The following is a 23,226-nucleotide window of genomic DNA, read 5'->3' as shown; positions in this document are numbered from 1 at the left end:
GACAAGGATCCTAAAATGAATGACCGCATCTATACCTTCGAAGAAGCCAGTAAATTTATGAGTGATGCTTTTATCTACAAAATGCCATTTAATCAACTGCTTGGGATTGAGCTTTTGCAAATGACGGATGACTTAGTTCAATTGTCCGTAAAAAATCGCCCTGAACTTATTGGAAATTTTACCCAAAATATTCTGCATGGCGGTGTTATTGCATCCCTGTTAGATGTGGCAGGAGGCATGGTCTGTATCAATCGGATCCTACAACGCATTGACACTCTCACATATCAAGATATTGCAGATAAGATGTCAAAGATGGGCACTATCGACTTACGCGTTGACTACTTACGTCCTGGTCGTGGTGATGTATTTATTGCGAGCGCCAGCTTACTCCGTGATGGCAATAAAATAGCAGTAACTCGCAGTGAATTGCACAATGAAAAAAACCAACATATTGCGACGGCAACGGCGACTTATTTAATCGGATGAAACATCCCAATAAATAATTAATAACCTCATTAACTAATAGCTTGTAAAAAAACCTGAGCAATGTCACATTAATGGCATCACACATCGAACCATCCGCTTTCTTGGTTTCGATCTCTCAGTTTGACTTTATATCAATTTCAGAGCTATTCATGAGCCAACAAAATACTACCAAAGGCGTGTTATGTGCCTTAGGCGCTTATTTTATTTGGGGTGTTGCTCCCATTTATTTTAAATCTATTAAAGAAGTTCCAGCCGAAGAAATTTTGACTCACCGGATTATTTGGTCATTTTTCTTTATGCTGCTACTGCTCACTATTTCACGCCATTGGAGTTATTTCCGCCAAGTATTAAAACAACCTAAAAAAATCTTAGTCTTAGGTGTCACTGCGGTAACAATTGCGTCTAACTGGTTGATTTACATCTGGGCAGTAAATAATGGGCATATGCTACAAGCCAGCTTAGGATACTTTATCAACCCTCTGGTTAACGTACTGTTTGGTATGCTATTTTTGCATGAACGTTTTCGTAGAATGCAATGGGTCGCGGTTGGACTAGCATTGACGGGCGTGTTAATTCAGCTATGGCAGTTTGGCTCTGTACCTATCATTGGGTTAAGTCTTGCGGTGACATTTGCAACCTACGGATTATTACGCAAAAAATTAGGGGTTGATGCCCAAACAGGCATGACATTTGAAACCTTATGGTTGCTACCTGTTGGTATCATTTTCTTATTGTTCTTTGCAGATAGTCCGACAAGTGACATGACGATGAACAGTTGGCATTTAAATATCCTCTTAATTGCCGCAGGGATTATCACCACTGTTCCATTGTTGCTATTTACTGAAGCTGCCAATCATTTAAGGCTATCAACATTGGGCTTTTTCCAGTATTTAGGTCCAAGCATTATGTTCTTACTGGCCGTCTTTATGTATGGTGAAGTGATGACCCAAGAACTGCTCATCACATTTGGCTTTATCTGGATTGCATTAATTTTATTTACTTTAGATGCGTTATATACACAGCAGAAGCTTAGAAGAAAATAACATTTAATTTTTCCTATTATGGGCATTCGTGCCCATAATATCGGACTTAAATTAGTGCTAACACGCTAATTATATTATTTTGTTTATATAGGTTTCATTTAATGGAACTAGAAAGGTTAAATTATTTTATATAAATAAGTGATTTTTATTAAAATTCAATTTAACTTTTTATCATTTTTATCCCGTTTTCAACCTCTTTAAAGCAAACCTATTTTATTCTTTTATTTCAATAAATTACAAATACTTTAATCACTTGATTTTAGATAAAAAATGATTCATATTTAACTTACATTAAATTCTACGTTATTTATTTACCTTTCAAACATCAACTCGTTGAAATAAAACAGTATATTTATTTATTGAAATAAATGATTGCTTAATAGGAGCTTGATAATTATATTGTACGCCGCTTGTATTCACCCCAGCGGATGGTAATGGTCCGATTCATTACTGACGTTTCATTAAAGTGCGCACGATGACAGTGATTTTATATTCTGTCCTGGTGCGAGGTTTTCTGAAATTGAATACAAAGCGTCTACCACATACCTAATTCAATAATTAGCGTATGTAAAAAACAAGACATGTAGTGCTATAGCTGAAGTTATATGGCTGCATTTTTAGGTTCACTCGGCCTGTGTATTCAGACAGAGTTAACGTTGTTAAGGGCTTTTGGGAAGGGCTTCAAAATGCAACAGAATACCGTTCAAATGAAACGTGTACTGACCACCCCTGCGTTAGTGTTTTTCGGGCTTGCCTATATGGTACCGCTCGGGATTTTTACCACCTATGGACAAGTTACTGTATTAAGTGAAGGCCACCTGCCTATCGCTTATTTAATTACACTTGCTGCTGTCTTCTTTACAGCCATGAGCTATTGCCGCATGACCAGCGCACTCCCACTTTCTGGGTCTGCCTATTCATATGTGCAAAAAACCTTTGGTGGCACTCTTGGATTTCTTGTTGGTTGGGCACAACTACTGGATTATCTATTTCTTCCGATTATTAACTACATTGCCATTGGGATCTTTGTCCACGAAGCACTCCCCAATATCCCAATGCCAGTGATAATCTGCTCAACCATCGCGATTGTTAGCATCATGAACATTCTGGGTATCAAACTGGTATCTTGGATGAATATGCTGATTATTCTGATGCAATTTGTGTTTATTGCCATCTTCTTATACATCTGCTTCCAAAATGCCTATGTTTTAGATGTCGAAGCACTAATGGCGCCATTAACGGTGATGTCATCACAAGTATCAGGGCTCTTCGCCGGTGCTGCGGTACTGTGCTTAGCCTTCTTAGGCTTTGATGCTATTTCGACGATGGCAGAAGAGACTAAAGATGCTCGTCGTGCTTTACCAAAAGCCATTTTATATACCGTATTTATCGCGGGAGCGATGTTCATTGCTATCTCTTACGGCGCACACTTAATGTACCCGGTATGGCAAGACTTTATCCCGAACACCGATGTTGCCAGTATTGCAGTGATGCAACAAGTGGGCGATAAAATGAAGTGGATCGGCGCATCCTTAATGGCATCAAGCTTTATTACCGCTTATGTTATTGGTGTATTTGCTTCCGCAATGACATCTCAAGCCAGTATTGTGCGTATTTTCTATGCTATGGGTCGTGAAGGTGTGCTACCGCGTTCTATCTTTGCCTATTTACATCCACGCCTGAATACACCGGTATATTCCATTATTTTTGTGGCGGTAGCTTCGCTGCTGTCTCTTGTGCTATCTCTTAGCATGGTTGCCTCCATGATAAGCTTCGGTGCACTGATCGCCTTTACCTTCGTGAATTTATCGGTCATTAAACATTTCTATATTGACCGTAAAGCTTCCTTGGATAATACCAAACTGCTCACGTGTTTGATTATGCCATCGATTGGGGTTGTTTTAACCTTGTGGTTATGGACAAGCCTAGATGCAGAAGCCTTTACAGTGGGTTTATGTTGGTTAGCCGCAGGTGCAGGTTATCTCACTTTATTAACCCATGGTTTTACTCGTCGTCCGCCTGCTATATCCGATGCCGAGACTGAGATGATTATCAATTAATTTTCCCAGTACCTTTCGTTGATTATGGGGAAGTATATCTTCCCCATTATTTTTTTGGTTCTGGCTCCTTAGGAGCCCCTGATACAGACGGTTTACGATGAATAATAAAATTGCTGATGTTATTTATTTCAACGGTTATATCTATACCGCAGACAGTCAAGATAGCGTTGTTGACGCTATCGCCTTGAAAGATGGTTATATTCTTGGAACAGGGACTTCAAATGAATTGCATCAATATGTAGGTCCAGAAACAGAGAGCATCGATCTTGAAGGCAAAATGATGATGCCAGGGATCATCGATGGACATATGCACCCATTTTGGGGAGGCATTCAGCTTTTTGGCTGCCATCTGAACTATGAATCCCTGACTATCGAGCAAATTTTACAACGCGTGCAAAGCCACCTCGATAAAGACCCGCGCACGGGAGAAAATGACTGGCTAAAAGTCACTGCGTGGTTACGTCAAGGCATGTTACCTGCGGGTATTGATATGTATCGTGAAGATATGGATAAACTCAATACCAAACGCCCTGTAGTCCTGTTCTCCAATGACTGCCATACGCTATTAGCCAATAGCCGAGCGCTCGAATTATTTGGGATCACTAAAGATACTCCTGAGCCGCCAGATGGCAAAATTGGTAAGTACGAGAATGGTGAACTCAATGGTATTCTCGAAGATGCTCCAGCCATGCGTGCTGCCGATAGCATTCCATCGATCCGCGATGAACAAGCGGTAGAAGTGGCTGAGCTCGTTCAAAAAGTATTGAACCAGCAAGGTGTCACGATGGTGATGGATGCCCGTGTTTCTGAGCAGCAATTAAACGCATTCCACCAACTTCAACAACGTGGCGAACTGACATTACGTTTCCAAGCTGCGCGAGAAATCACGCCTGATGATACGCCAAATGTTGCTGCGGTTGCCGCTGCGGTTGATAAAGCTGTTGCTTTCGCCAAAAAATGGCACCAAGCCGAATGGACGCCAGCACCTGGCATCGGATTACGTAACATCAAAATGTTTGTGGATGGCGTGCTGCAATATCCAACCATGACCGCATCATTGCTACAGCCATATCGTGTGAATAAAGGCACCGATAGCGCCCCTAATTGGGTTGAAACCGATAACTACGGTGACCTCTATTTTACCGCTGAGATCCTCAATGAACTGCTCGAAAAAATCGCTGCGGCAGGTTACGATCCTCACTTACATACTGTAGGAGAAGGTGCCGTTTCTATCGTGTTAGATGCGATTGAAAAAATGCGAGCTGCACATCCTGAAAAAGATATTCGCCCAGGACTCGCTCATAATGAGCTGGTCGACGCTAAAGACTATGCACGTTTTGCACGTCTAAATACTATCGCCTGCTTATCATTCCAGTGGGCTGCTCCAACACCTGAGCTGGCTGCATTCGAGAAAAACATGCTCGGTGAAACCCGCTTCCAGCAACTAGAGCCTATTGCTAAGTTTATTGATGCAGGTGCCGTGGTTGCTTTTGGTAGTGACTGGCCAATCGATGATTTTGACGAATGGTATGATTTGAAAGTCGCAGCCACACGTCGTGGACGCGATATTAATGGTCAACCCGCGCCAAGACTCGATAATGATCGGGACATGACTGTGATTGAAGTTTTGCGTTCTGCAACAATAGATTCCGCTTATGCACAGCATCGTGAAGATGTTGTCGGATCCCTTGAGGTGGGTAAATTTGCAGACATGATCGTGTTAGATCGCAATGTATTTAAAATACCTGCTGATGACATTGAAAATGTGAAAGTCTTGCGCACTATTGTTGGCGGTAAAACTGTTCATATTGCTTCGTAGTTTTTTAATTAGTTAAAATAGTAAAAAGTGCCCCAATTATATTGGGGCACTTTAGTTTGAGTGCTTGATATCCCAACCGGTAATAAGAAAGAAGAAAGAGTGGGGAATTCATTGTCATTAAATTGAATTAATTAAAATTCTCTCCCCACTCGGGGATTAATTGATTTCGTAATCCAATTTCACCTGAACGACTGTATTGTCATTATCAATATGCAAATAGCTTAATCTATCCTTTATTAAAAATGAGCAACCCAATATTGTTACGCAAATAGAAACTACAGCTATCATTGCGTACTTTGTCATTTCTCCTTGACCTCTCTTTTATTAAGAGGCACACTCCCGATTGTCTGGTTGGGAGTGCAGCCTCGTTGGTGAATATCACTAACGGGGCTTTTTCTTTCCCAGACCAAAAATAAATGCTTGAACTGAGCAAGATCAAGCACCCAGCAAAAGAGTAGCAAAGTTACAATAGCGAAAATATACCTGTTTACGCTTATCTTAATGAAATATTTTAATAATATTCAAATCTGTAATTAAATATCAATTTTCGTTTTGGATTATTATTTATCATAAAAATAATTAATTTCTAATTTATTAATTACTTCAGGATAAAGATTAATTTTACTTTTTTCCTCTTTTCTCTCTTGCAAAAGAAAAAAGTTCCCGTTAATATCCGCCGCGTTTTCATTCATTCAATCAATTCACTGCAAGGAGGTTCATCATGACAACAATTAATCAAACTCTTTGCGGGCAGACCCAGAAATAGTCTTAAACGTAAAAATAATCTTAAACGTTAGTCCAGCTATCTTCTCAAAACTTGCCTGCTAATTACCTTATTTTTCACTTTAGAAATGAGTCAATAGCTTATGGGCAATACCCTTCATTCTGTGAGCGAACATGTTAATTACATCGCTACAGAATCTACATGGATTGAAAGTAAAGCAATCCAACAATTACAAACAACAGCAAATTTACCCAACATGCTTGCCGTCGTTGGTATGCCAGATTTACATCCTGGTCGAGGTTATCCAATTGGTGCCGCATTTTTCTCAGAAAAACGCTTTTACCCTGCACTGGTAGGCAATGATATTGACTGTGGAATGAGCCTATTCCAAACAGATATTAAGCGAGCAAAAGTTAACTTAGATAAGCTAGAAAAGCAGCTTTCTGATATGACTGACCACGCTTCCCAAGAATGGCTAGATGAGCATGTGCCTGACAAAATGAAATCCCACCGTTTTATGGCGTCACTTAGCTCGATTGGTGGTGGTAATCATTTCGCAGAATTTCAAGCCGTTGATAAGATTTTGAACACTGAGCTGTTCGAGCAAAGCGGTCTTGATAAACAGAAATTACTCTTGTTAGTACACAGTGGCTCGCGTGGTTTAGGGCAGTCTATTCTGCGCCAACATGTCGAACAACATAGTCACAACGGGCTCGATGAACATTCCGATGAGGCCGCAACTTACCTAAATGCTCATCAAGATGCATTGGATTTTGCGCAGCTCAATCGCCAGTTAATCGGGCTACGCATGATGCAACAAGTGAAAACGTCAGGCGAACAATATTTGGACTTGAATCATAACCTTGTAGAACCTTGTCGTATTCATGAGATAGATGGCTGGTTACACCGCAAAGGCGCAACCCCCGCTGATCGTGGTATGGTGATTATTCCCGGTTCTCGAGGTGATTACAGCTATTTGGTCGCACCCGTAGCTAATGAAATTAGCTTGAATTCCCTCGCGCATGGCGCTGGTCGAAAATGGATGAGAACTGAGTGTAAAGGGCGATTATCTCACCACTACACGCCACTCCAATTGTCTCGAACATCCTTAGGTAGCCGAGTCATTTGTGCCAATAAGCAATTGATTTATGAAGAAGCTCCACAATCCTATAAATCAATTGATACCGTGATAGACAGTATGGTTGATGTGGGGATTATTCAAGTCATCGCACGTTTAACCCCCGTAATCACCTATAAAACCAGCGGAGACTGCGAATGATCTTATTACAGTTTTCTTCTGCTCAAGGTCCTGAAGAATGTTGCATTGCAGTAGAAAATGCATTTGCATGTTTTGTAAAAGAGGCTGCTTTACTCAAGGTGAATACCGAATTACTAGAGTCATGCCCATCTAAGCAAGGGCTAAAATCAGTGCTGATTGCTTTAGACGGTATACATGCCGAAAAAATGGCAGAACGTTGGAGTGGGACGATTCAATGGCAATGTCAAAGCCCGCTGAGGCCACGCCATAAGCGCAAGAACTGGTTCGTCAGTGTGATGATGTTTACACCAATACAACCTTTAGAAAACAGTGAAATCGAATATGAATTTACTCAATCTCAAGGTGCAGGGGGACAGCATGTGAATAAAACATGTTCCGCCGTTCGTGCCAAACACGTAGCAACCGGAATTAGTGTCAAAGTACAATCGGAGCGTAGTCAACATGCTAATAAAAAATTAGCCAAGGAACTCATCCATTGGAAGCTTTGCGAATATCAATCTCAACAGCTAGACACGTTAGATAAACAACGCCACCTTTCTCACTACCAGATTGAACGAGGAAATGCGGCATTAATTTTCACCGGCAAAGAATTTAAGCAAATGAACTAAAAACAGGGGTGCCACACTATTGCGTGGCACCCCATGATTACGCATTAAGCACAAACAGGATAACCAAGATAAATATCACAAGTAGGATACGTCGAGGCAAATGAGCTGATGGTATTATTACCCATAAAGCTGCTATCAGCAGAATCCATCGCAGTGATCTGCTCAACTAATCGTGTTGCACGTGAAGAACCAAAGCAATCAGGTAATTGAGGTTCATTCAACGTATCGAGCTCTGCACTCACCATCTCAGACAAACGAATACGCTGCGCATCTAACGTTGCGAATTCTCCATTGATCCATTGGTTTTGGATAAATAGCGATATTACCGCATGGCGCACAAAGGGTGAATCTGAAGGGATTACTGAAGGGAATGGGGATTCCGTATTCGAAAATGACGCCAAACTCAGCTCTAGCGCATTAATACTGTCCATAACTTTATCAAAGTTATCTGCATCACCAATAGTATTAATATATTTTTCTATTTCCACGATGTTATTTTTAATAATTGAAAATTTTTCTTTATTATTATGTAAATTCATCTCTTCCTGATATATGAACTTATCGGTGGGTTTAATCTCCCGGGTTGTTAACGTATCTAAACTTCTGCCTGTATGTTCTCTTAAAATATTAATATTTCTTTGCTGCTCCTTTTCATAAACTGCAAACTTTGCACTATAATCTTCAAATTTCAACTTAAACGAATTAAACTCGATTTGTGACTTAAATTTATTATTTAAACTCATTATATAATTCATCCTTTATTTATATTTTGAAATAGAAAATAAACTCATCTGATTTTCATTAAAAATCAAAATTAAAATAATCTAAAATATGAAAAATGACAAAATCATAGTTTATATACTACGTTTAGTTTTATTATTATGATGATTATATAACAACCAGCCCCCTAACGGGGGCGGCATACAAGGGGAACGTTAAAGTATTTTTTCAGTTAAAAACCAACCCGCTATACTTTCACGCTTATTTTCTGTGGGTAAAACTTCATGAGGAAAATTTTCTGACATAAAAAAGATCATTCGCCCTGCAACGGGTTCTAACTTAAACAAATGATTATCTTCATGGTCATAAACAACCAATTCTCCACCATCTTGAGGCTGCCATCGCTCATTCATATATAAAACCGTTGTGATTTTACGACGTCCAACCCCTCGCGGGTTATCAACATGTTTTTTATAGAATCCACCATTGGGATAGCGGCAAAAATGGGTTTCAAAATCACGTAAACCAAGATAAAGCTGACGATTTAATGCTTGCCTGATGTGCTCCATCTTATCCATATAACGCGCAACAGCATCTCCCATCTCGAGTTCTAACCAAATTGTTTGGTCGCCACGAATACTTTTATTACCCTGCAATGAATCACGATGCCCAATGCGAGCGTCTTGTAATTTATCGGGGATACAATCTTTAATGGTATGAATCTCTGACAGATTCAGAAAATCGTCCCACACATACCAACCTTGTGAAGCAAGTGAATCAATAAGTTGATCAATTGACATGATGAATTTAAGAGTGGTTACTAGGTAAGATTTTATACTTTATTAGTGGAAAAATTTAAAATTAAAAACTCAAATCCTAATGATTCAATAACCCTATCAACGCGAATCGCTAAAACATTATGATTGCGAGAGTAAAATAAACAACTCCTTTTATATCATTAGCATAGAAAAACTGGAAACAAAAAAAGGACTTAAACAAGATTAAGTCCCTTATCTCATCAGCGAGAAATTAGTTCACTAATTGTAAAACTATTTAAAATTAAGCGCACATTGCTGTTCGACCAACACCGCCACAGTCACAGAAAGGAATTGATGCTTTCATAGAATTTATAGGCATAGAATTGATTGGGTTCTCTGCTGAAAAATAGCCTTCATTCGTGGGTTCAAAGCCTGACTGCTGTTCGGAAAGCATATCCAATAATGCAGGTTGTACATCTAATTGTACGGGATCTTTCATTGCCTTAAGCGCATCTAACTCAATATTCAAACGTTCTTCATTTATCTTTTTAACTAAAACGTCAATTTCATAGCGCACTTTGGCGAGTTCATCATTTTTTTTATTAAAATTAGCAATAGGCGTGAAAATCATCCCTCTCAATCCGCCATGATTAGTGAAGTCTATTTTTTCAAAGTTATTTTTTGGCTGATTCCAACTTTCATTATTCTTTAAATCTTGTTGAACTTGTTTAATATAAAAATCAATTTCATTTTGACTATAAAATACATTATTTTCTTTCAAATCAGTAAGAATGGATTCTTGTTCCAACAGAGTATTATGGCTTAGGCTTACTTTATTCACTTGCTCACGCAAGCTATTATTTATTTTATTCTTAACTGCATCCATGGTTTTTTGAATTTTATTAACATCATGCCTTCCAGATATTAATAATTTTTCACTCTAACTAAATCTAATTTTTTATCTAAATTAGCAAATATTTCCATTCCCATATGATAAATCTCCATTGATTATTTTAATTAATTAAAATTCAATCGGAGACTATAGTAATTTAACGTAGAAAACAAATATTTAAATTATATGTTTTTAATATAAAAATAAAGAGAATTTATTATAATTCTTAGGGATTTATTTTTGAGTGAGCACCGCGATTCTTTGCGGTGCTATATTTAATCTGGATCTACAACATTTCTAATCGAGCATAAGACGCTACCAGCCATTTAATGCCTTGTCCCTGAAACGCAATTTGTAATCGGCAATGCTCACCACTTCCCTCAAGATTAATGATGGTGCCTTCGCCAAATTTCGCATGTCTGACTCGCTGCCCTAATGCATAACCTGAATCATTCTGGCTGATTGGCGTACCAAGACGTTGATGACTGACAGGACGAGAAACTGTCGCTCTTAAACGTACCTCTTCCACACATTCTGTTGGCAACTCACCAATGAAGCGAGAAGGACGATGATAAACTTCTTTACCATATAAACGACGGCTTTCTGCATAGGTAATTGTCAGCTTTACCATCGCACGAGTAATCCCTACATAAGCCAGACGACGCTCTTCTTCAAGGCGGCCGCTTTCGTCCATAGACATTTGACTTGGGAACATACCTTCCTCCATTCCTACGATAAATACCACAGGAAATTCAAGCCCTTTAGCAGAGTGCAATGTCATCAATTGAACGGCATCTTGGTTGACATCAGCCTGTCCTTCACCAGACTCTAATGCAGCGTGAGATAAAAATGCCTGTAATGGCATTAAATCTTGGTCTTCATCTTGATAGCTAAAGTCACGTGTCGCGTTGACTAACTCTTCCAAGTTTTCAATTCGAGCTTGGGCTTTCTCACCCTTTTCTTGCTCATACATTGCTCGTAAACCGGAATCATTGATCACTCGGTCGGCTTGAACATGTAATGGCATCTCTTGGGTCTCTTTCGCTAATGCTTCGATTAACTCAAGAAAACGTTCAATTGAACTCGCAGCCCTGCCGCCCAATACCTGTTCGCGAAGTAAGTACTCACAACTCTCCCATAAAGTCAGTTGCTGATCCCGAGCAGTTTGACGAACTGTATCCAATGTTCTCTCACCAATGCCTCGCGTTGGTGTGTTCACCACACGCTCAAAAGAAGCGTCGTCATTACGGTTAGCAATCAATCTCAAGTATGAGAGCGCATCTTTAATTTCTTGGCGCTCAAAGAAGCGCTGACCGCCGTAAATACGGTATGCCATCGCACCTTGAATTAACGCTTCTTCCATGACACGAGATTGGGCATTACTTCGGTAGAGGATCGCGCAATCTTGTAAAGCACCACCGTTTTCATGCCATTGCTTGATGCGTCCAACCACATAGCGGGCTTCATCAAGCTCATTGAAGGCACAATAAAGAGAAATAGGTTCGCCATCGCCGCCCTCTGTCCACAAATTTTTACCGAGTCGGTCACTATTATTGGCGATGAGCGTATTCGCTGATTTCAATATATTATTGGTTGAACGGTAATTTTGCTCAAGACGGATAGTTTCAGCGCCGGGAAAATCATTCAAGAAACGCTGAATATTCTCAACTTGTGCACCACGCCAACCATAAATTGATTGGTCATCGTCCCCCACGATCATCACTTTGCCCGTATCGCCGGCTAATACCCGAATCCAAGCATATTGAATGCTGTTGGTATCTTGGAATTCATCCACCAAGATATTAGTAAAACGCTCACGGTAATGCTGGAGAACATGAGGCTTGTTCAGCCATAACTCATGAGCACGCAATAGTAATTCAGCAAAATCCACCAGCCCAGCGCGATCACAGGCTTCTTGATAGGCTTGGTATACCTTCAACCACGTCGCCTCTACTGGATTACCATAACTTTCAATATGCTGAGGACGCAGCCCTTCATCTTTTTTACCGTTGATGTACCACATACCTTGGCGAGGTGGCCACTGTTTCTCATCGAGATTCATAGCTTTAAGTAGACGGCGGATCAAACGATATTGGTCGTCACTGTCTAGAATTTGAAAATCTTGTGGCAAATTGGCATCTAAATAGTGCTGACGGAGTAAGCGGTGAGCTAAACCGTGGAAAGTACCAATCCACATTCCACCTTCGCTGGTTCCCACTAACTGATTAATACGATGACGCATTTCTGCGGCAGCTTTGTTGGTAAACGTCACAGCCATAATCGAAAACGGAGACGCATTTTCCACCGACATTAGCCAAGCAATGCGATGTACCAACACACGCGTTTTACCGCTCCCCGCCCCAGCGAGTACCAGTAAATTAGTTCGCGGGGCGGCAACCGCTTCGCGTTGTTTGTCATTAAGACCTTCGAGCAGATATGAGACGTCCATAGTTACCATCAAAGCAAAAACAGTGACTTGCACCACTGTGGGGTTACTGACAAAGAGGGAGTAAAATGTGGTTTTTTCACTCTTTGTGTTATTAGGCGAAAATCAATAAATGATTTTCCTCGTTTATTTTCATAAACCCAAGAAGCCATTTCAAAACCCGATGGATTTGGAAATAGTTTAACAGTGGCTTACACCACTGTATTTTTATACAGAGAAAGGATTATACCAATGACAAAAGAGAATCCAACCGACAAATTTCTACGTGAGGTAATAAATGCCCTTCCTTCTCGTTCATCAACGTTGAATGGTCCACGTTAAACCAGCAAGCTTGCATTCCACTTTTGATTGCCCCTTCCACATCCGTTAGTAGGTTATCCCCAATATGTAAAATTGCGCTAGGCTCAATGTTTAAGCGCTGAGAGGCTAGATGGTACATATCACAATACGGTTTTGAGCGCCCATCAGGGCCTGCTTTTAAGACAAACTGGAAATATTGCCCTAACCCACACTCTTGTGGTTCTGCATTACCGTTAGTGATGGCTACCAGTGGTAATTTTTCGGCTAATTTTGCTAACGTTTCATGTGTTGATTGCGGCACATCGATTTGGTTACGCCAGTAAGTAAAGTGCGACATAATCTCATCCGCACCTTTCAGAGCATCTTCTTTACTGTAACCATAGTGGCATAACATCATTTTCGACGATAACCAGCGCCAACGGGTAATATCATGGCGAATATTGGGCTCTTGCTCTTCAACTAAATAACGAAATGCATAAATATCATCGTTAGTAAAATGATGAAAACGCGGGTCATATTCACGGATAAACCGTAAAACTTCCTCTTCGGTTTTATCAATTACTGGGTGGTTGTCGTACAACGTATCATCCAAATCAAACGTCATCGCTTTGATGGGTGATAACGGACGGTAAAAGTGCATTAAGATTTCTCCCTCTTCGCTCGCGGATGCGCCACATCATAAACATTTGCGAGATGTTGGAAATCAAGGTGGGTATAAATTTGGGTTGTTGAGAGATTGGCATGACCCAATAACTCTTGTACCCCGCGTAAATTACCACTTGATTCGAGAATATGCGTTGCAAAAGAGTGGCGTAATTTGTGGGGATTGATATGGCTATTCACCTCTTGTTTGATTCCCCATTGTTCGAATCGCTTTTGCACATTACGATTCGAGATACGCTTACCACTTTGCGTCGAAATAAATACCGCGCCATCAACTGGCTCATACAATTCACGCATTTCAAGCCAGCGCTTTAACCAGCTTACCGCTGTTTTTCCTAGGGGAATTTTACGTTCTTTGCTACCTTTCCCCATCACCCAAACCTCGCCTAAATCGAGATCTAGATGCTTCACATCTAAGCCAACTAACTCAGATAGACGTAATCCTGCGCCATACATCACTTCTAACATCGTCCTATCTCTCACGACTAGAGGGTCACCACTGTCCATATTCAATAATTGAGAGATTTCATCCACATCCATATTTTTGGGCAGACGTTTTTTGGCTTTAGGTGCATGGAGAGTTTTCACCGGATTTGCAGGTAGCTCCCCTTGCTGCACCATCCAATCACAAAAACTGCGAAGGGCTGAAAGCCTTAGTGCCATACTCGCGGCTTGTAAGCCAGTTCGACGGCTTTTCGCCGCAATACTGCGCCCTAAGGTAATATCCAGTTTTTGCCATTGATTGACTTTTAGCTCACCCAAAATTTGGCACACGACACTTAATTGACGACGATAATTGGTGATAGTCACTGGACTTAACCGCCGTTCGACGCGCAGATAGCGAAGAAAGGCTTCGACTTGGATCATCAGCCCTTCTGGCTGAACGTCTACAGACGCTCTATCCATTGACATAATAACCTCGGTAGGATTTGCGCCACTTTTTCCAGCATCACTGTTCCCATACCATGTTGATAGTGTTCACGGTCGCGGCTACTAAAAATAACCATACCTGACTCACCATGATGACCAAACAGTGAAATCGCCACTGAACCTACATTTTGTGCATCAGGCAGTAAAAGTTGAAGTTCAGGACCATTAAGACGACCAAGATAATTGAGGCGATCCCCAAAACGCTGAATACGTACAGGCTCGAAAATACGACGCGGAAGCACTAATTCGTGAGCATCTAATGGGGCGGATAACCGCCAACTGTCACTAAACAGACGTACTGACGCGCCTGATAAACCCAGTTTTTTTGCCCAACGGTTTAATGAAAATAACATCTCCCGCAAACTGTTTGCAGAAGACATCTCAATCACAAGATACAGAAGTTCATCGAACAGCAGCCCATTTTCATGCGCCTGTTCCACCATGAAGCGAATATCCTGTTCAAGATTTTTAATTTTTTGACGTTGACGACTCATCACGAGCTCAGGAAGCGAAATAGCCTCCTGAACAACGTGAGGAACCTTGATTTGCTCAGCAAGAGATACATTGCGAATAAAGAAATAAGGGTTCTGTTTTAAATATTGCACCACATCCTGCTCATCCATTCGCTGAGCAATCTCTGGCACCGTTTCACGCTTATCCATTATTCCCCTCTTTGCACTCAATCAAGATTAAATTTGGATCACTCCATCATAGACATGGGTTGCAGGTCCCGTCATGTATAACGGCGATCCGGGACCATCCCAACTAATATCCAGAGAACCGCCTGGTAAATCCACGCGAACTCTGTTCGCTAACAACCCCTGCCCAACACCGACGGCCACAGCCGCACATGCCCCACTCCCGCATGCTTGGGTTTCCCCTGCACCACGTTCATAAACACGCAGACGAATGTAATCCGCACTGACAACCTCCATAAACCCGATATTGGCACGTTCAGGGAAGCGCTCATGGCTTTCTAGTGCAGGACCTAAAACTTCCACTTCAGCGGTCTGTACATTATCGACTTGTACAACACAATGGGGGTTTCCCATCGAAACAACCCCCGCAAACACTGTACGTTCTTGTGCTCGAATAATATAGGTTTTTTCCGCTTTCACGGCGCGAAATGGAACGTTTTGTGGCTCGAAATCAGGCTCGCCCATATTCACGCAAACATCATCATTTTCATTAATGGTAAGAGTCATGCGCCCTGATTGAGTGCTCACTTTAATTTTTTGCTTGTTCGTCAGTCCTTTTAAGCGCACAAAGCGGGCAAAACACCGTGCGCCATTGCCACATTGTGCCACTTCGCTACCATCCGCATTAAAAATACGATAATGGAAATCAAGATCGGGGTCATAAGGGGCTTCCACCAGCAAAAGCTGATCAAAACCAACGCCAGTATGTCTATCTGCAAGGCGGCAGATCAGCTCTGGTGAAAAATAGACGTTCTGTGTGACGCCATCTACCACCATAAAATCATTGCCTAGACCATGCATTTTTGAGAACTGCAATTCACGTTCCATAGCAGAGGCTTACTGTTTATTCGCAGCAGGCTCTTTGTTTGAGCTGCTTGGAGCTTTAGGTTGCACGTCAGATTTAGCAGGCGCAGCTGCATTGTCTTCAGGCGGAAAATACAACGGACCTTTTAAGCCACAGCCTGAAAGGGTAAGTAAAACGAGGAGTGCACTAAGCCCAAATAAACTTTTTTTCATTATGTTTCGCCTGTAAGACTAAATTTTGCAATCTGATATTTCACACAGTAACAGGAGTCGCTTTTCAAATCACGCCTGTTTATCAAACATATTAATATTATATACGTTAAATAATTCAAATGGCATCTCACATCTGAGATGTGAGCCGTTTGACCCCTGAACACATTCAACCCTATAATTTCGCCTAAATAAAAGTATAAACAGGAAATACATCATGAACGATAGCGAATTTCATCAGTTGGCAGAGCAATTGCTTAGTTCGATTGAAGAACATTTAGATAATTACGATGGCGATGCAGATATTGATAGTGAAATTAATGGCGGCGTCATGACATTGAGTTTTGAAGATGGCAGTAAGATTATCATCAACAAACAAGAAGCGTTCCACCAGATCTGGTTAGCGACAAAACAAGGTGGCTATCATTATGATTACAAAGATGGAAAATGGATTTGTGACCGCTCAGGTCAAGAGTTTCTGTCTATGTTAAGCAATGCAATTACCTTCCAAAGCCACTTCCCTTTTTCGTTCTAAACACGCACTCATTCTAAAACCACAGGCAGAGGCAATAATATACTCTGTCTGTCGTTTATCACGATTAAAACCAATAATCATATTACGCGTGCTGTTTAGATAGGCTTAGCGGCTCAGGCGAGCTTAATGGTGGTGCAGAGGGGTAATCATCATTATCTTCTTCGTCTGCAGTAAATGGCCAAGTCGCATCAGAAAAGACCATGACTTGCTTTTTGCCTGCCTCTTCTACAATTTGATAAAACTGAGGTAAATTGAAATTAATAAAGTTCGCACCGTAAGTAAAACGGTCATGGGAAGATGAGTAAAATTTACTCACATCACGCACCAATTCTTCTTTTGAACCTTCGCAGTGAGAATAGATTTCCACGCGATTGGCTTCATCCAACACGTAAATATTAAAGCCAGTGTTGTCGTCAGTATTTTCAAAGAAAAACTGCACAATACCTTCACTTGCGTAGCCATCAACAACCGCAGGAAGATGATTATCCCCCTTCGCTTGTAATTTTACTGGCCAACCATGCAATTTGTTATGGGAGATAGCGCCATAGAACTCAACCGCATTTTCAAGCTTTTGCACAGAAACGTTTAAACGTTCAAAGAACAGACCCCATGTTTGCCCAGCGATACGCAGAGCCTTAAAGCGCCCTGGCTCATTATGGTTACTGGATAAACGCAGCTCAATACACTCTGATACCAACTGTTGGACACGAGTACGAATAAGACCGCGTAAATGTTCGCTATAACAAAATACTTCAACTGCCTCTGGCGGCGCCGCGTCTTGGTGCATTTTGCCAAGGATGGTTTTCAGCGCTTCTAACATACACTGCTCACCACTGAAATGCAGAGTACGAACCTCATTCCATGAATTACGGTACAGCAGGTCAATGCTGCTAATCAGGCATTTTTGTGATTCACCAAAGCTGAAAATATCTAGCTTTCTAAAATCCACATGCACCACTTGCTCAGAGTAAACCTGAGTCGGGTCTTTCTCCAAGTTAACAATAATGGCTAAGTGGCGGATTTCACATGGGCTATACAATGCTTTAGGGGTTGGAGCTGGTAATCTTATTGGGAAATGGCTCGATACATCATGCATTAATTCCAATAACTTACGCTCATCGCATTGGGACTTGCCATGATGCATATGGACTTGCGTATTTTCAGTCAGTAACCCATTAAAATAGGCCCACGCCACTAACTTATTCAAATAGCGGTTATATTCTAAAGGTTGATGACCAATAATGGTGTCAATTTGCGGTGCTTGGTTATACAGGTACCAACCACTGCGATTTGCACGACCTTCAGGGACATAAATAAACGTCAGATGCTCTTCACTGAGGTCTGGCGAAATCTGAGGGTTAACCAGAGTCACTTTCCCTGGTAGCGCTTCAAAGGCCGCATATAACTTACGGGTTAATACCCCAATATCTTGTGGGCTAGCACTAACACTTAAATTATTACGGCGCGCAAACCGAATTAAATTACGGTAACTTTGCATCATCGTATCGAGCAGCTCATTATGCGCTTCACGTACTCGCTCAATTTTCCATTGGTTACGCGTATCCAATAATGCCAAACGCTCTGAACTCCATCCCCACGATTCCACTAACTGAGACAACACATCACGACGCCAACCTGAACACGAATTACCTTCATCTTCAGACAGTTTTTCACAGACTTTGAGATAGAAACAGCGGCGAATTAAATCTAAACGTGTTGAGTCGTTAATTTCAGTCAAATAACGAGTAACACGTTCCAACATCAAACAGTATGAATCCAGCCCGTAACAGACAATTTCACCTGCATGTAAATGACGTTTGAATTCCAACGCTAATAATTTACCGTGTGGATAATCCCAAGAATAGGATTCCAGTAAAATGCTTTTTAATACCGCTTTATAAGGAGAATCGACACTTTTATACAGCTGCCACAGGCTCGCGCCAAAGTATTCCGCAGCTGAAAGTTCACCAAGCCCCCCTAAATCTAGCCATTCGTTTGGTGTCAGAACGCCTTGCGCATAGAGTCCCATGACATATTCGTCATAGTGTTGCTCTTCCTCAACAGGGACCATCGTCCATAATAAGCGTTTTCCAGCCATTCTTACCGCAGTACGGTAAAATTCATCCAGCAGTAAAATATGTTGAGTAGAACCGCAATCTTCACCACCGATATGTCCACTCGCATTATGGCGAAAACGGTTTTCATCAATTAAAAAAATCGTGACATCAATCCCCAGAGAAGCTGCCCACTGTTCGATTAATGTGCATTTTTTCTGTAGGAATCGTTTCTCTTCGTTATCTAACCAAGAAGGATGACAGACCCAAACGTCAATATCTGAACAGTGACTTTGGCCCACTGAAGACGTACTTCCCATCGAGTAAATGCCCGTAATTGGCAATTCACCATTCGCTTGGTTTTTGGTGGGTAAAAAACGTTCTAAAGGTTGTAACCATTTGAGTTGTTCTGCATCGGGAGAAAAGAAACAGACACCATGAGGGACGTTGCCTTCAATATAACCTGGCATCATTGGATGATGATAATGAAACAAAACCGGCAACAAGTTGTAAACCTTCGAAAAGGTTTCACTCATAGAAGCCGTCGCGCGTTCCAACCGCAGTTGGTTTATCGCATCAAGTCTTTGCTTTAAAGTTTCAATATAGAGGTACAAAGGTTACGCCTGACTGAATGAATGTAATGACAAACCTGGGGGAATTTTCCCAGCACCCAACAGATAGAGAAAAACTTAAATTACTTTTCAAAGGGATTGTCGGAAACGTGATCAATTTAACACCTTGGAGCAAAAGGGTAAAGTAGATCACAGAATTTTTCCCGTCTATTTTTAGTACAAATTATTTTTCAACATATTGTATAAAAAGACTTTTTATTTTTGCATCACGGAAATATCCCTTGTTTTTCAATGGAATAATATCAGTGCCGTCGATTGTCTAACAAAAAGGCAGCCATAATCTAAATCCAGCTTAGTGCTGTCCGGCTCTACGCTTACTCGCTTCAACAAAAATCGCTTAATCCGCTCCCCATTGCATTTTAAAAAAAGCACGAATAGCTAAAGAATTTTGTTATGTAGATCCTTTTTTTACCCGTTTTTCTTCACTCTCTACCCTAAAAAGATGTAAAAAAGCGAACGTAAGATTATTCACTCTCTCTGCACACTCACTGAATATCGTTCATTCTGCGACCAGCTGGAAAAATTGCCGCTAACATGTTAAAACTAACGCCAATTGTATGGTTAATCTGCGGCAATATTCGCCTGAGAAAACAGTGAAATGACATCAACAAATATCGTACGCATCGCGACGCGTAAAAGCCCTCTCGCTCTATGGCAAGCTTATTTCGTCAAAGCGAAACTCGAGCAACTCCACCCAGGTTTACAGGTAGAGTTAGTTCCAATGGTCACCAAAGGGGACATCATTTTAGATACCCCATTAGCAAAAGTGGGTGGAAAAGGATTATTCGTCAAAGAGTTAGAGTTGGCTTTACTCGAAGGGCGTGCAGATATTGCCGTTCACTCCATGAAAGACGTCCCCGTTGAATTTCCTGAAGGGTTAGGTTTAGTCACCATTTGTGAGCGTGAAGACCCACGAGATGCATTTGTTTCAAACCATTATGCCAATATTGATGCGCTTCCTGCGGGTAGCATCGTCGGAACATCCAGCTTACGTCGCCAATGCCAATTAAGAGAATTACGCCCGGATCTCGTTATCCGAGACTTACGCGGCAACGTGGGTACCCGCCTATCCAAGCTTGATAATGGCGAATATGATGCCATTATCCTTGCAGTCGCTGGTTTAAAACGCTTAGAGCTCGATGAACGTATCAAAACCGCGTTGGAACCAGAACAATCTCTACCTGCGGTAGGACAAGGCGCGGTAGGCATTGAGTGCCGTTTAAATGATCAACGTACTCGCGATTTATTGGCAAAATTGAACCATGCTGCAACATCGATTTGCGTTCTCGCGGAACGTGCAATGAATATGCGCCTCGAAGGGGGTTGCCAAGTCCCTATTGGCAGTTACGCCATCTGGCAAGGCGATAAAATCTGGTTACGTGCCCTTGTGGGAGCGCCAGATGGTAGCCAAGTCATCCGTGGGGAGCGTTTAATCGCACCTGCGGATGCAATCCAAGCCGGTATTTCTCTCGCGGAAGAGCTGCTTAATAAAGGCGCGCGCGAAATTCTAGCTGAAGTCTATAAAGGAAATGCACCAGCATGAAGGTCCTTGTTACTCGCCCTGAGCCATCAAGCTCAGCGTTGATAACAGCCATTAATGCAATAGGGGCACAAGCTTATGCAGCCCCCCTGATTACGATTGAAGCTGGCGCGGAACTGAATACGTTAATCCCACGCTTAGATGGATTATCGAAAAACGATCTCGTCTTTCTTTTGTCCAAAAATGCCGTCTGGTATGCAAATTTAGTGCTGCAACAAGCAGGACGAGACTGGTCAGATAAGTTATCCTATTATGGTATAGGACAATCAACAGGACACTATTTTCAACGGTTAACTGGACAGACTATCCATTGGGCTGAAGCGGGTGAAACCAGCGAAGTGTTACTCACTCACCCTGACCTACAAAATTTAACCGGAAAATGTGCCATACTCCTGCGAGGAAATGGTGGGCGTGAGCTTCTTGCCTCAACATTGCGCGCACGAGGTGCCAATGTTGATTACTGCGAATGTTACGCAAGACGCCCTGTGCCGTATGATAAAACTGAGTTTAACCAAACTTGGTTTAACGCTGATATCACTGACATCGTCATCACCAGTGGAGAAATGTTAACGTTGCTTAATGATTTGCTCTCTGAAGAGATGAAACAATGGTGGTATTCCCGCCGACTACTGGTTGTCAGCGAACGAATTGCAGAAAAAGCCCACCAAAGTGGGTGGCGTCGAGTCTGCGTAGCAACTAGCGCAGAGAATAACGCTTTACTTGAAGCATTAATTTCAACCGATATGGGATGCTAATTTATGACGGAACAAGACAAAATTACCGATACTGTTAATGATGAAGTGGTCACCGAGAAGCAAAAATCTCGCCAGCCTGCACCTTCATCCAAGCAGAAACGCTCTGGTCTTGCAGTCAGTGCGATTGCTATCGCAATCCTCGTCGTCATGGGCGGCGGGATGTACTACTTTACTCAACAAAGCAATGCGCAATTAGTTCATGATAACAATCAACTGAAACAGCAAGTTAGTGAGCTAGTTGAGCAACAAAATGCCGATAGACAACGTGTTGATGCGCTCATTGCCACCAATACCGAACTGAAAAACCATGCTCGTGATTACGAAGATCAACTCAATCGTCGCATGCAAGAATTACAAGCCCATGTCACCGCACTTTCCAGCTCTGATGTAAAAAACTGGCTGATCGCACAAGCTGATTTTATGGTGAAAATGGCAGGTCGAAAATTATGGAATGACCATGACCCTGTTACAGCAGCGGTCCTCTTAAAAAGTGCGGATACCAGTCTGGCGGAAATGAATGATCCGAGCCTACTCGATATCCGTAAAGCCATCGCTAATGATATGAATCGTTTAGCCGCTATCAATCAAATTGATTATGACGGTATTATTTTGCGCCTGAATCAATTAAGTAATGACGTTGATAACTTGCGTCTTGCTGATTTAAATAATGGTGATGCGCCAGAAGAAACTGGAACAGATGTCAGTGAGGACATCGCTGACTGGAAAGATAACCTCGCGCGCAGCTGGAAAAGCTTCACGAGTGATTTCATCACCGTTCGTGCTCGTGATGGCTCTGAAGCCCCACTGTTAGCGCCGAATCAAGATATCTATCTACGCGAGAATATCCGTTCCCAACTGCTTATTGCGGCACAAGCAGTACCTCGTTATCAAGAAGAGACCTATAAACAGTCCCTTGAGCAAGCCTCAACATGGGTGCGGGCGTATTTTGACGTGGATGCTCCAGCAACTAAGGCATTTTTGACTGAGCTGGATGATTTAATCAATCAACCTATCGACGCAGATATGCCTGAAGCCTTAGAAAGCCAAGCTAAGCTGGAAAAAGTGATGCAAACGCGAGTACGTAATTTGTTATCTCAAAATCCAGAACCAACTGGTGTTTCCGAAGATGCCGCGCTTGAGGCGGTAAAAGAATCTGACAAAGCCGCCCAAGAGGCAACGGCTCCTACGGATACGCAAACCAACAAACCGGACGTTGCCGTCGAAGCTCCTGTAACGGATGCGGCAAACGCCCCTGAGCATAAGGGGTGAT

General features: G+C 41.8%; 21 protein-coding genes. 10 read left to right on the top strand and 11 right to left on the bottom strand.

Going from position 1 to position 23,226, the window contains the following annotated elements; all coding sequences use genetic code 11:
• The first annotated feature begins 15 nt into the window (after positions 1-15).
• The 4 genes from PR766_RS03640 to PR766_RS03625 all read left to right on the top strand — a co-directional run bounded on the left by PR766_RS03640 (position 16) and on the right by PR766_RS03625 (position 5,408).
• Positions 16-486 carry a thioesterase family protein gene (locus PR766_RS03640; protein ID WP_036963225.1) on the top strand — a complete coding sequence of 157 codons (471 nt, stop codon included), beginning with the start codon at positions 16-18 and terminating at the stop codon, positions 484-486.
• 149 nt (positions 487-635) lie between these two features.
• Positions 636-1,529, top strand: coding sequence for an EamA family transporter RarD (rarD, locus tag PR766_RS03635; protein ID WP_006662373.1), 894 nt, complete (start codon positions 636-638; stop codon positions 1,527-1,529).
• A gap of 686 nt (positions 1,530-2,215) precedes the next feature.
• On the top strand, positions 2,216-3,589 hold the full coding sequence (locus PR766_RS03630; protein WP_036963223.1) for an APC family permease: 1,374 nt from the start codon (positions 2,216-2,218) through the stop codon (positions 3,587-3,589).
• Between the two features lie 97 nt (positions 3,590-3,686).
• The gene (locus PR766_RS03625) at positions 3,687-5,408 is read left to right on the top strand and encodes an amidohydrolase (protein WP_036963221.1); all 1,722 of its coding nucleotides are present in this window, start codon (positions 3,687-3,689) and stop codon (positions 5,406-5,408) included.
• 560 nt (positions 5,409-5,968) lie between these two features.
• Here PR766_RS03625 and PR766_RS03615 read toward each other — a convergent pair.
• Positions 5,969-6,100: a hypothetical protein gene (locus PR766_RS03615; RefSeq protein WP_272518468.1), complete on the bottom strand. Its 132-nt coding sequence runs from the start codon at positions 6,098-6,100 to the stop codon at positions 5,969-5,971.
• A gap of 174 nt (positions 6,101-6,274) precedes the next feature.
• On the opposite strand from PR766_RS03615, the gene PR766_RS03610 reads away from it, so the two are divergent.
• Both PR766_RS03610 and prfH read left to right on the top strand, forming a co-directional pair.
• On the top strand, positions 6,275-7,411 hold the full coding sequence (locus tag PR766_RS03610; protein WP_154636299.1) for an RNA ligase RtcB family protein: 1,137 nt from the start codon (positions 6,275-6,277) through the stop codon (positions 7,409-7,411).
• On the top strand, positions 7,408-8,019 hold the full coding sequence (gene prfH, locus PR766_RS03605; RefSeq protein WP_154636300.1) for a peptide chain release factor H: 612 nt from the start codon (positions 7,408-7,410) through the stop codon (positions 8,017-8,019). Before PR766_RS03610 ends, prfH begins: the two co-directional genes overlap by 4 nt.
• 44 nt (positions 8,020-8,063) lie before the next feature.
• On the opposite strand, the gene PR766_RS03600 is transcribed toward prfH, so the two are convergent.
• The 9 genes from PR766_RS03600 to lptM all read right to left on the bottom strand — a co-directional run bounded on the left by PR766_RS03600 (position 8,064) and on the right by lptM (position 16,443).
• On the bottom strand, positions 8,064-8,762 hold the full coding sequence (locus PR766_RS03600) for a hypothetical protein (RefSeq protein WP_230082068.1): 699 nt from the start codon (positions 8,760-8,762) through the stop codon (positions 8,064-8,066).
• 192 nt (positions 8,763-8,954) lie between these two features.
• The gene (locus PR766_RS03595; RefSeq protein WP_154636301.1) at positions 8,955-9,539 is read right to left on the bottom strand and encodes a 2OG-Fe(II) oxygenase; all 585 of its coding nucleotides are present in this window, start codon (positions 9,537-9,539) and stop codon (positions 8,955-8,957) included.
• A 259-nt stretch (positions 9,540-9,798) separates the two neighbouring features.
• A complete protein-coding gene (locus PR766_RS03590) occupies positions 9,799-10,383 on the bottom strand; it encodes a hypothetical protein (protein ID WP_230086807.1) in 585 nt (194 codons plus the stop codon).
• 292 nt (positions 10,384-10,675) lie between these two features.
• Positions 10,676-12,838, bottom strand: a complete 2,163-nt coding sequence (gene uvrD / locus PR766_RS03585; RefSeq protein WP_006662365.1) for a DNA helicase II — start codon at positions 12,836-12,838, stop codon at positions 10,676-10,678.
• Between the two features lie 220 nt (positions 12,839-13,058).
• Positions 13,059-13,775, bottom strand: a complete 717-nt coding sequence (yigB, locus tag PR766_RS03580; RefSeq protein ID WP_006658185.1) for a 5-amino-6-(5-phospho-D-ribitylamino)uracil phosphatase YigB — start codon at positions 13,773-13,775, stop codon at positions 13,059-13,061.
• A complete protein-coding gene (xerC, locus tag PR766_RS03575) occupies positions 13,775-14,704 on the bottom strand; it encodes a tyrosine recombinase XerC (protein WP_006658186.1) in 930 nt (309 codons plus the stop codon). The genes yigB and xerC overlap by 1 nt, the downstream gene beginning before the upstream one ends.
• Positions 14,686-15,390 carry a DUF484 family protein gene (locus PR766_RS03570; RefSeq protein ID WP_006658187.1) on the bottom strand — a complete coding sequence of 235 codons (705 nt, stop codon included), beginning with the start codon at positions 15,388-15,390 and terminating at the stop codon, positions 14,686-14,688. Before PR766_RS03570 ends, xerC begins: the two co-directional genes overlap by 19 nt.
• Before the next feature lie 27 nt (positions 15,391-15,417).
• A complete protein-coding gene (gene dapF / locus PR766_RS03565) occupies positions 15,418-16,242 on the bottom strand; it encodes a diaminopimelate epimerase (protein WP_006662364.1) in 825 nt (274 codons plus the stop codon).
• A gap of 21 nt (positions 16,243-16,263) precedes the next feature.
• A complete protein-coding gene (lptM, locus tag PR766_RS03560; protein ID WP_006658189.1) occupies positions 16,264-16,443 on the bottom strand; it encodes an LPS translocon maturation chaperone LptM in 180 nt (59 codons plus the stop codon).
• Between the two features lie 214 nt (positions 16,444-16,657).
• Between lptM and cyaY the strand changes: the two genes are divergently transcribed.
• On the top strand, positions 16,658-16,975 hold the full coding sequence (gene cyaY / locus PR766_RS03555; protein WP_154636302.1) for an iron donor protein CyaY: 318 nt from the start codon (positions 16,658-16,660) through the stop codon (positions 16,973-16,975).
• An 82-nt stretch (positions 16,976-17,057) separates the two neighbouring features.
• Here the strand turns inward: cyaY and PR766_RS03550 are convergent, their stop codons facing one another.
• Complete coding sequence (locus tag PR766_RS03550) at positions 17,058-19,643, bottom strand: class I adenylate cyclase (protein ID WP_006662363.1); 2,586 nt, start codon at positions 19,641-19,643, stop codon at positions 17,058-17,060.
• 616 nt (positions 19,644-20,259) lie between these two features.
• Between PR766_RS03550 and hemC the strand changes: the two genes are divergently transcribed.
• The 3 genes from hemC to hemX are packed head-to-tail and all read left to right on the top strand — an operon-like array spanning position 20,260 to position 23,225.
• Positions 20,260-21,204, top strand: coding sequence for a hydroxymethylbilane synthase (hemC, locus tag PR766_RS03545; RefSeq protein WP_036963204.1), 945 nt, complete (start codon positions 20,260-20,262; stop codon positions 21,202-21,204).
• Positions 21,201-21,956, top strand: a complete 756-nt coding sequence (locus PR766_RS03540) for a uroporphyrinogen-III synthase (RefSeq protein WP_006658194.1) — start codon at positions 21,201-21,203, stop codon at positions 21,954-21,956. The genes hemC and PR766_RS03540 overlap by 4 nt, the downstream gene beginning before the upstream one ends.
• A 3-nt stretch (positions 21,957-21,959) precedes the next feature.
• Complete coding sequence (hemX, locus tag PR766_RS03535) at positions 21,960-23,225, top strand: uroporphyrinogen-III C-methyltransferase (protein WP_036963202.1); 1,266 nt, start codon at positions 21,960-21,962, stop codon at positions 23,223-23,225.
• Position 23,226 lies beyond the last annotated feature (1 nt).

Origin of the sequence: Providencia sp. PROV208, from assembly GCF_028479465.1 — a bacterium.
Taxonomy (GTDB): Bacteria; Pseudomonadota; Gammaproteobacteria; order Enterobacterales; family Enterobacteriaceae; genus Providencia; species Providencia alcalifaciens.
Note: the sequence above shows the minus strand (reverse complement) of the source record. Positions and strands in the feature narration are given on the sequence as shown.

Excerpts from the sequence above, each read along its gene's own strand:
- PR766_RS03630 (WP_036963223.1), top strand. The coding sequence starts at position 2,216 with ATGCAACAGAATACCGTTCAAATGAAACGTGTACTGACCACCCCTGCG.
- hemX (WP_036963202.1), top strand. The coding sequence starts at position 21,960 with ATGACGGAACAAGACAAAATTACCGATACTGTTAATGATGAAGTGGTC.
- uvrD (WP_006662365.1), bottom strand. The coding sequence starts at position 12,838 with ATGGACGTCTCATATCTGCTCGAAGGTCTTAATGACAAACAACGCGAA.
- PR766_RS03570 (WP_006658187.1), bottom strand. The coding sequence starts at position 15,390 with ATGGATAAGCGTGAAACGGTGCCAGAGATTGCTCAGCGAATGGATGAG.
- hemC (WP_036963204.1), top strand. The coding sequence starts at position 20,260 with ATGACATCAACAAATATCGTACGCATCGCGACGCGTAAAAGCCCTCTC.
- xerC (WP_006658186.1), bottom strand. The coding sequence starts at position 14,704 with ATGGATAGAGCGTCTGTAGACGTTCAGCCAGAAGGGCTGATGATCCAA.
- PR766_RS03590 (WP_230086807.1), bottom strand. The coding sequence starts at position 10,383 with ATGGATGCAGTTAAGAATAAAATAAATAATAGCTTGCGTGAGCAAGTG.
- yigB (WP_006658185.1), bottom strand. The coding sequence starts at position 13,775 with ATGCACTTTTACCGTCCGTTATCACCCATCAAAGCGATGACGTTTGAT.
- PR766_RS03625 (WP_036963221.1), top strand. The coding sequence starts at position 3,687 with ATGAATAATAAAATTGCTGATGTTATTTATTTCAACGGTTATATCTAT.
- PR766_RS03600 (WP_230082068.1), bottom strand. The coding sequence starts at position 8,762 with ATGAGTTTAAATAATAAATTTAAGTCACAAATCGAGTTTAATTCGTTT.
- PR766_RS03615 (WP_272518468.1), bottom strand. The coding sequence starts at position 6,100 with ATGAATGAAAACGCGGCGGATATTAACGGGAACTTTTTTCTTTTGCAA.
- lptM (WP_006658189.1), bottom strand. The coding sequence starts at position 16,443 with ATGAAAAAAAGTTTATTTGGGCTTAGTGCACTCCTCGTTTTACTTACC.
- PR766_RS03595 (WP_154636301.1), bottom strand. The coding sequence starts at position 9,539 with ATGTCAATTGATCAACTTATTGATTCACTTGCTTCACAAGGTTGGTAT.
- rarD (WP_006662373.1), top strand. The coding sequence starts at position 636 with ATGAGCCAACAAAATACTACCAAAGGCGTGTTATGTGCCTTAGGCGCT.
- PR766_RS03540 (WP_006658194.1), top strand. The coding sequence starts at position 21,201 with ATGAAGGTCCTTGTTACTCGCCCTGAGCCATCAAGCTCAGCGTTGATA.
- cyaY (WP_154636302.1), top strand. The coding sequence starts at position 16,658 with ATGAACGATAGCGAATTTCATCAGTTGGCAGAGCAATTGCTTAGTTCG.
- PR766_RS03640 (WP_036963225.1), top strand. The coding sequence starts at position 16 with ATGAATGACCGCATCTATACCTTCGAAGAAGCCAGTAAATTTATGAGT.
- PR766_RS03610 (WP_154636299.1), top strand. The coding sequence starts at position 6,275 with ATGGGCAATACCCTTCATTCTGTGAGCGAACATGTTAATTACATCGCT.
- prfH (WP_154636300.1), top strand. The coding sequence starts at position 7,408 with ATGATCTTATTACAGTTTTCTTCTGCTCAAGGTCCTGAAGAATGTTGC.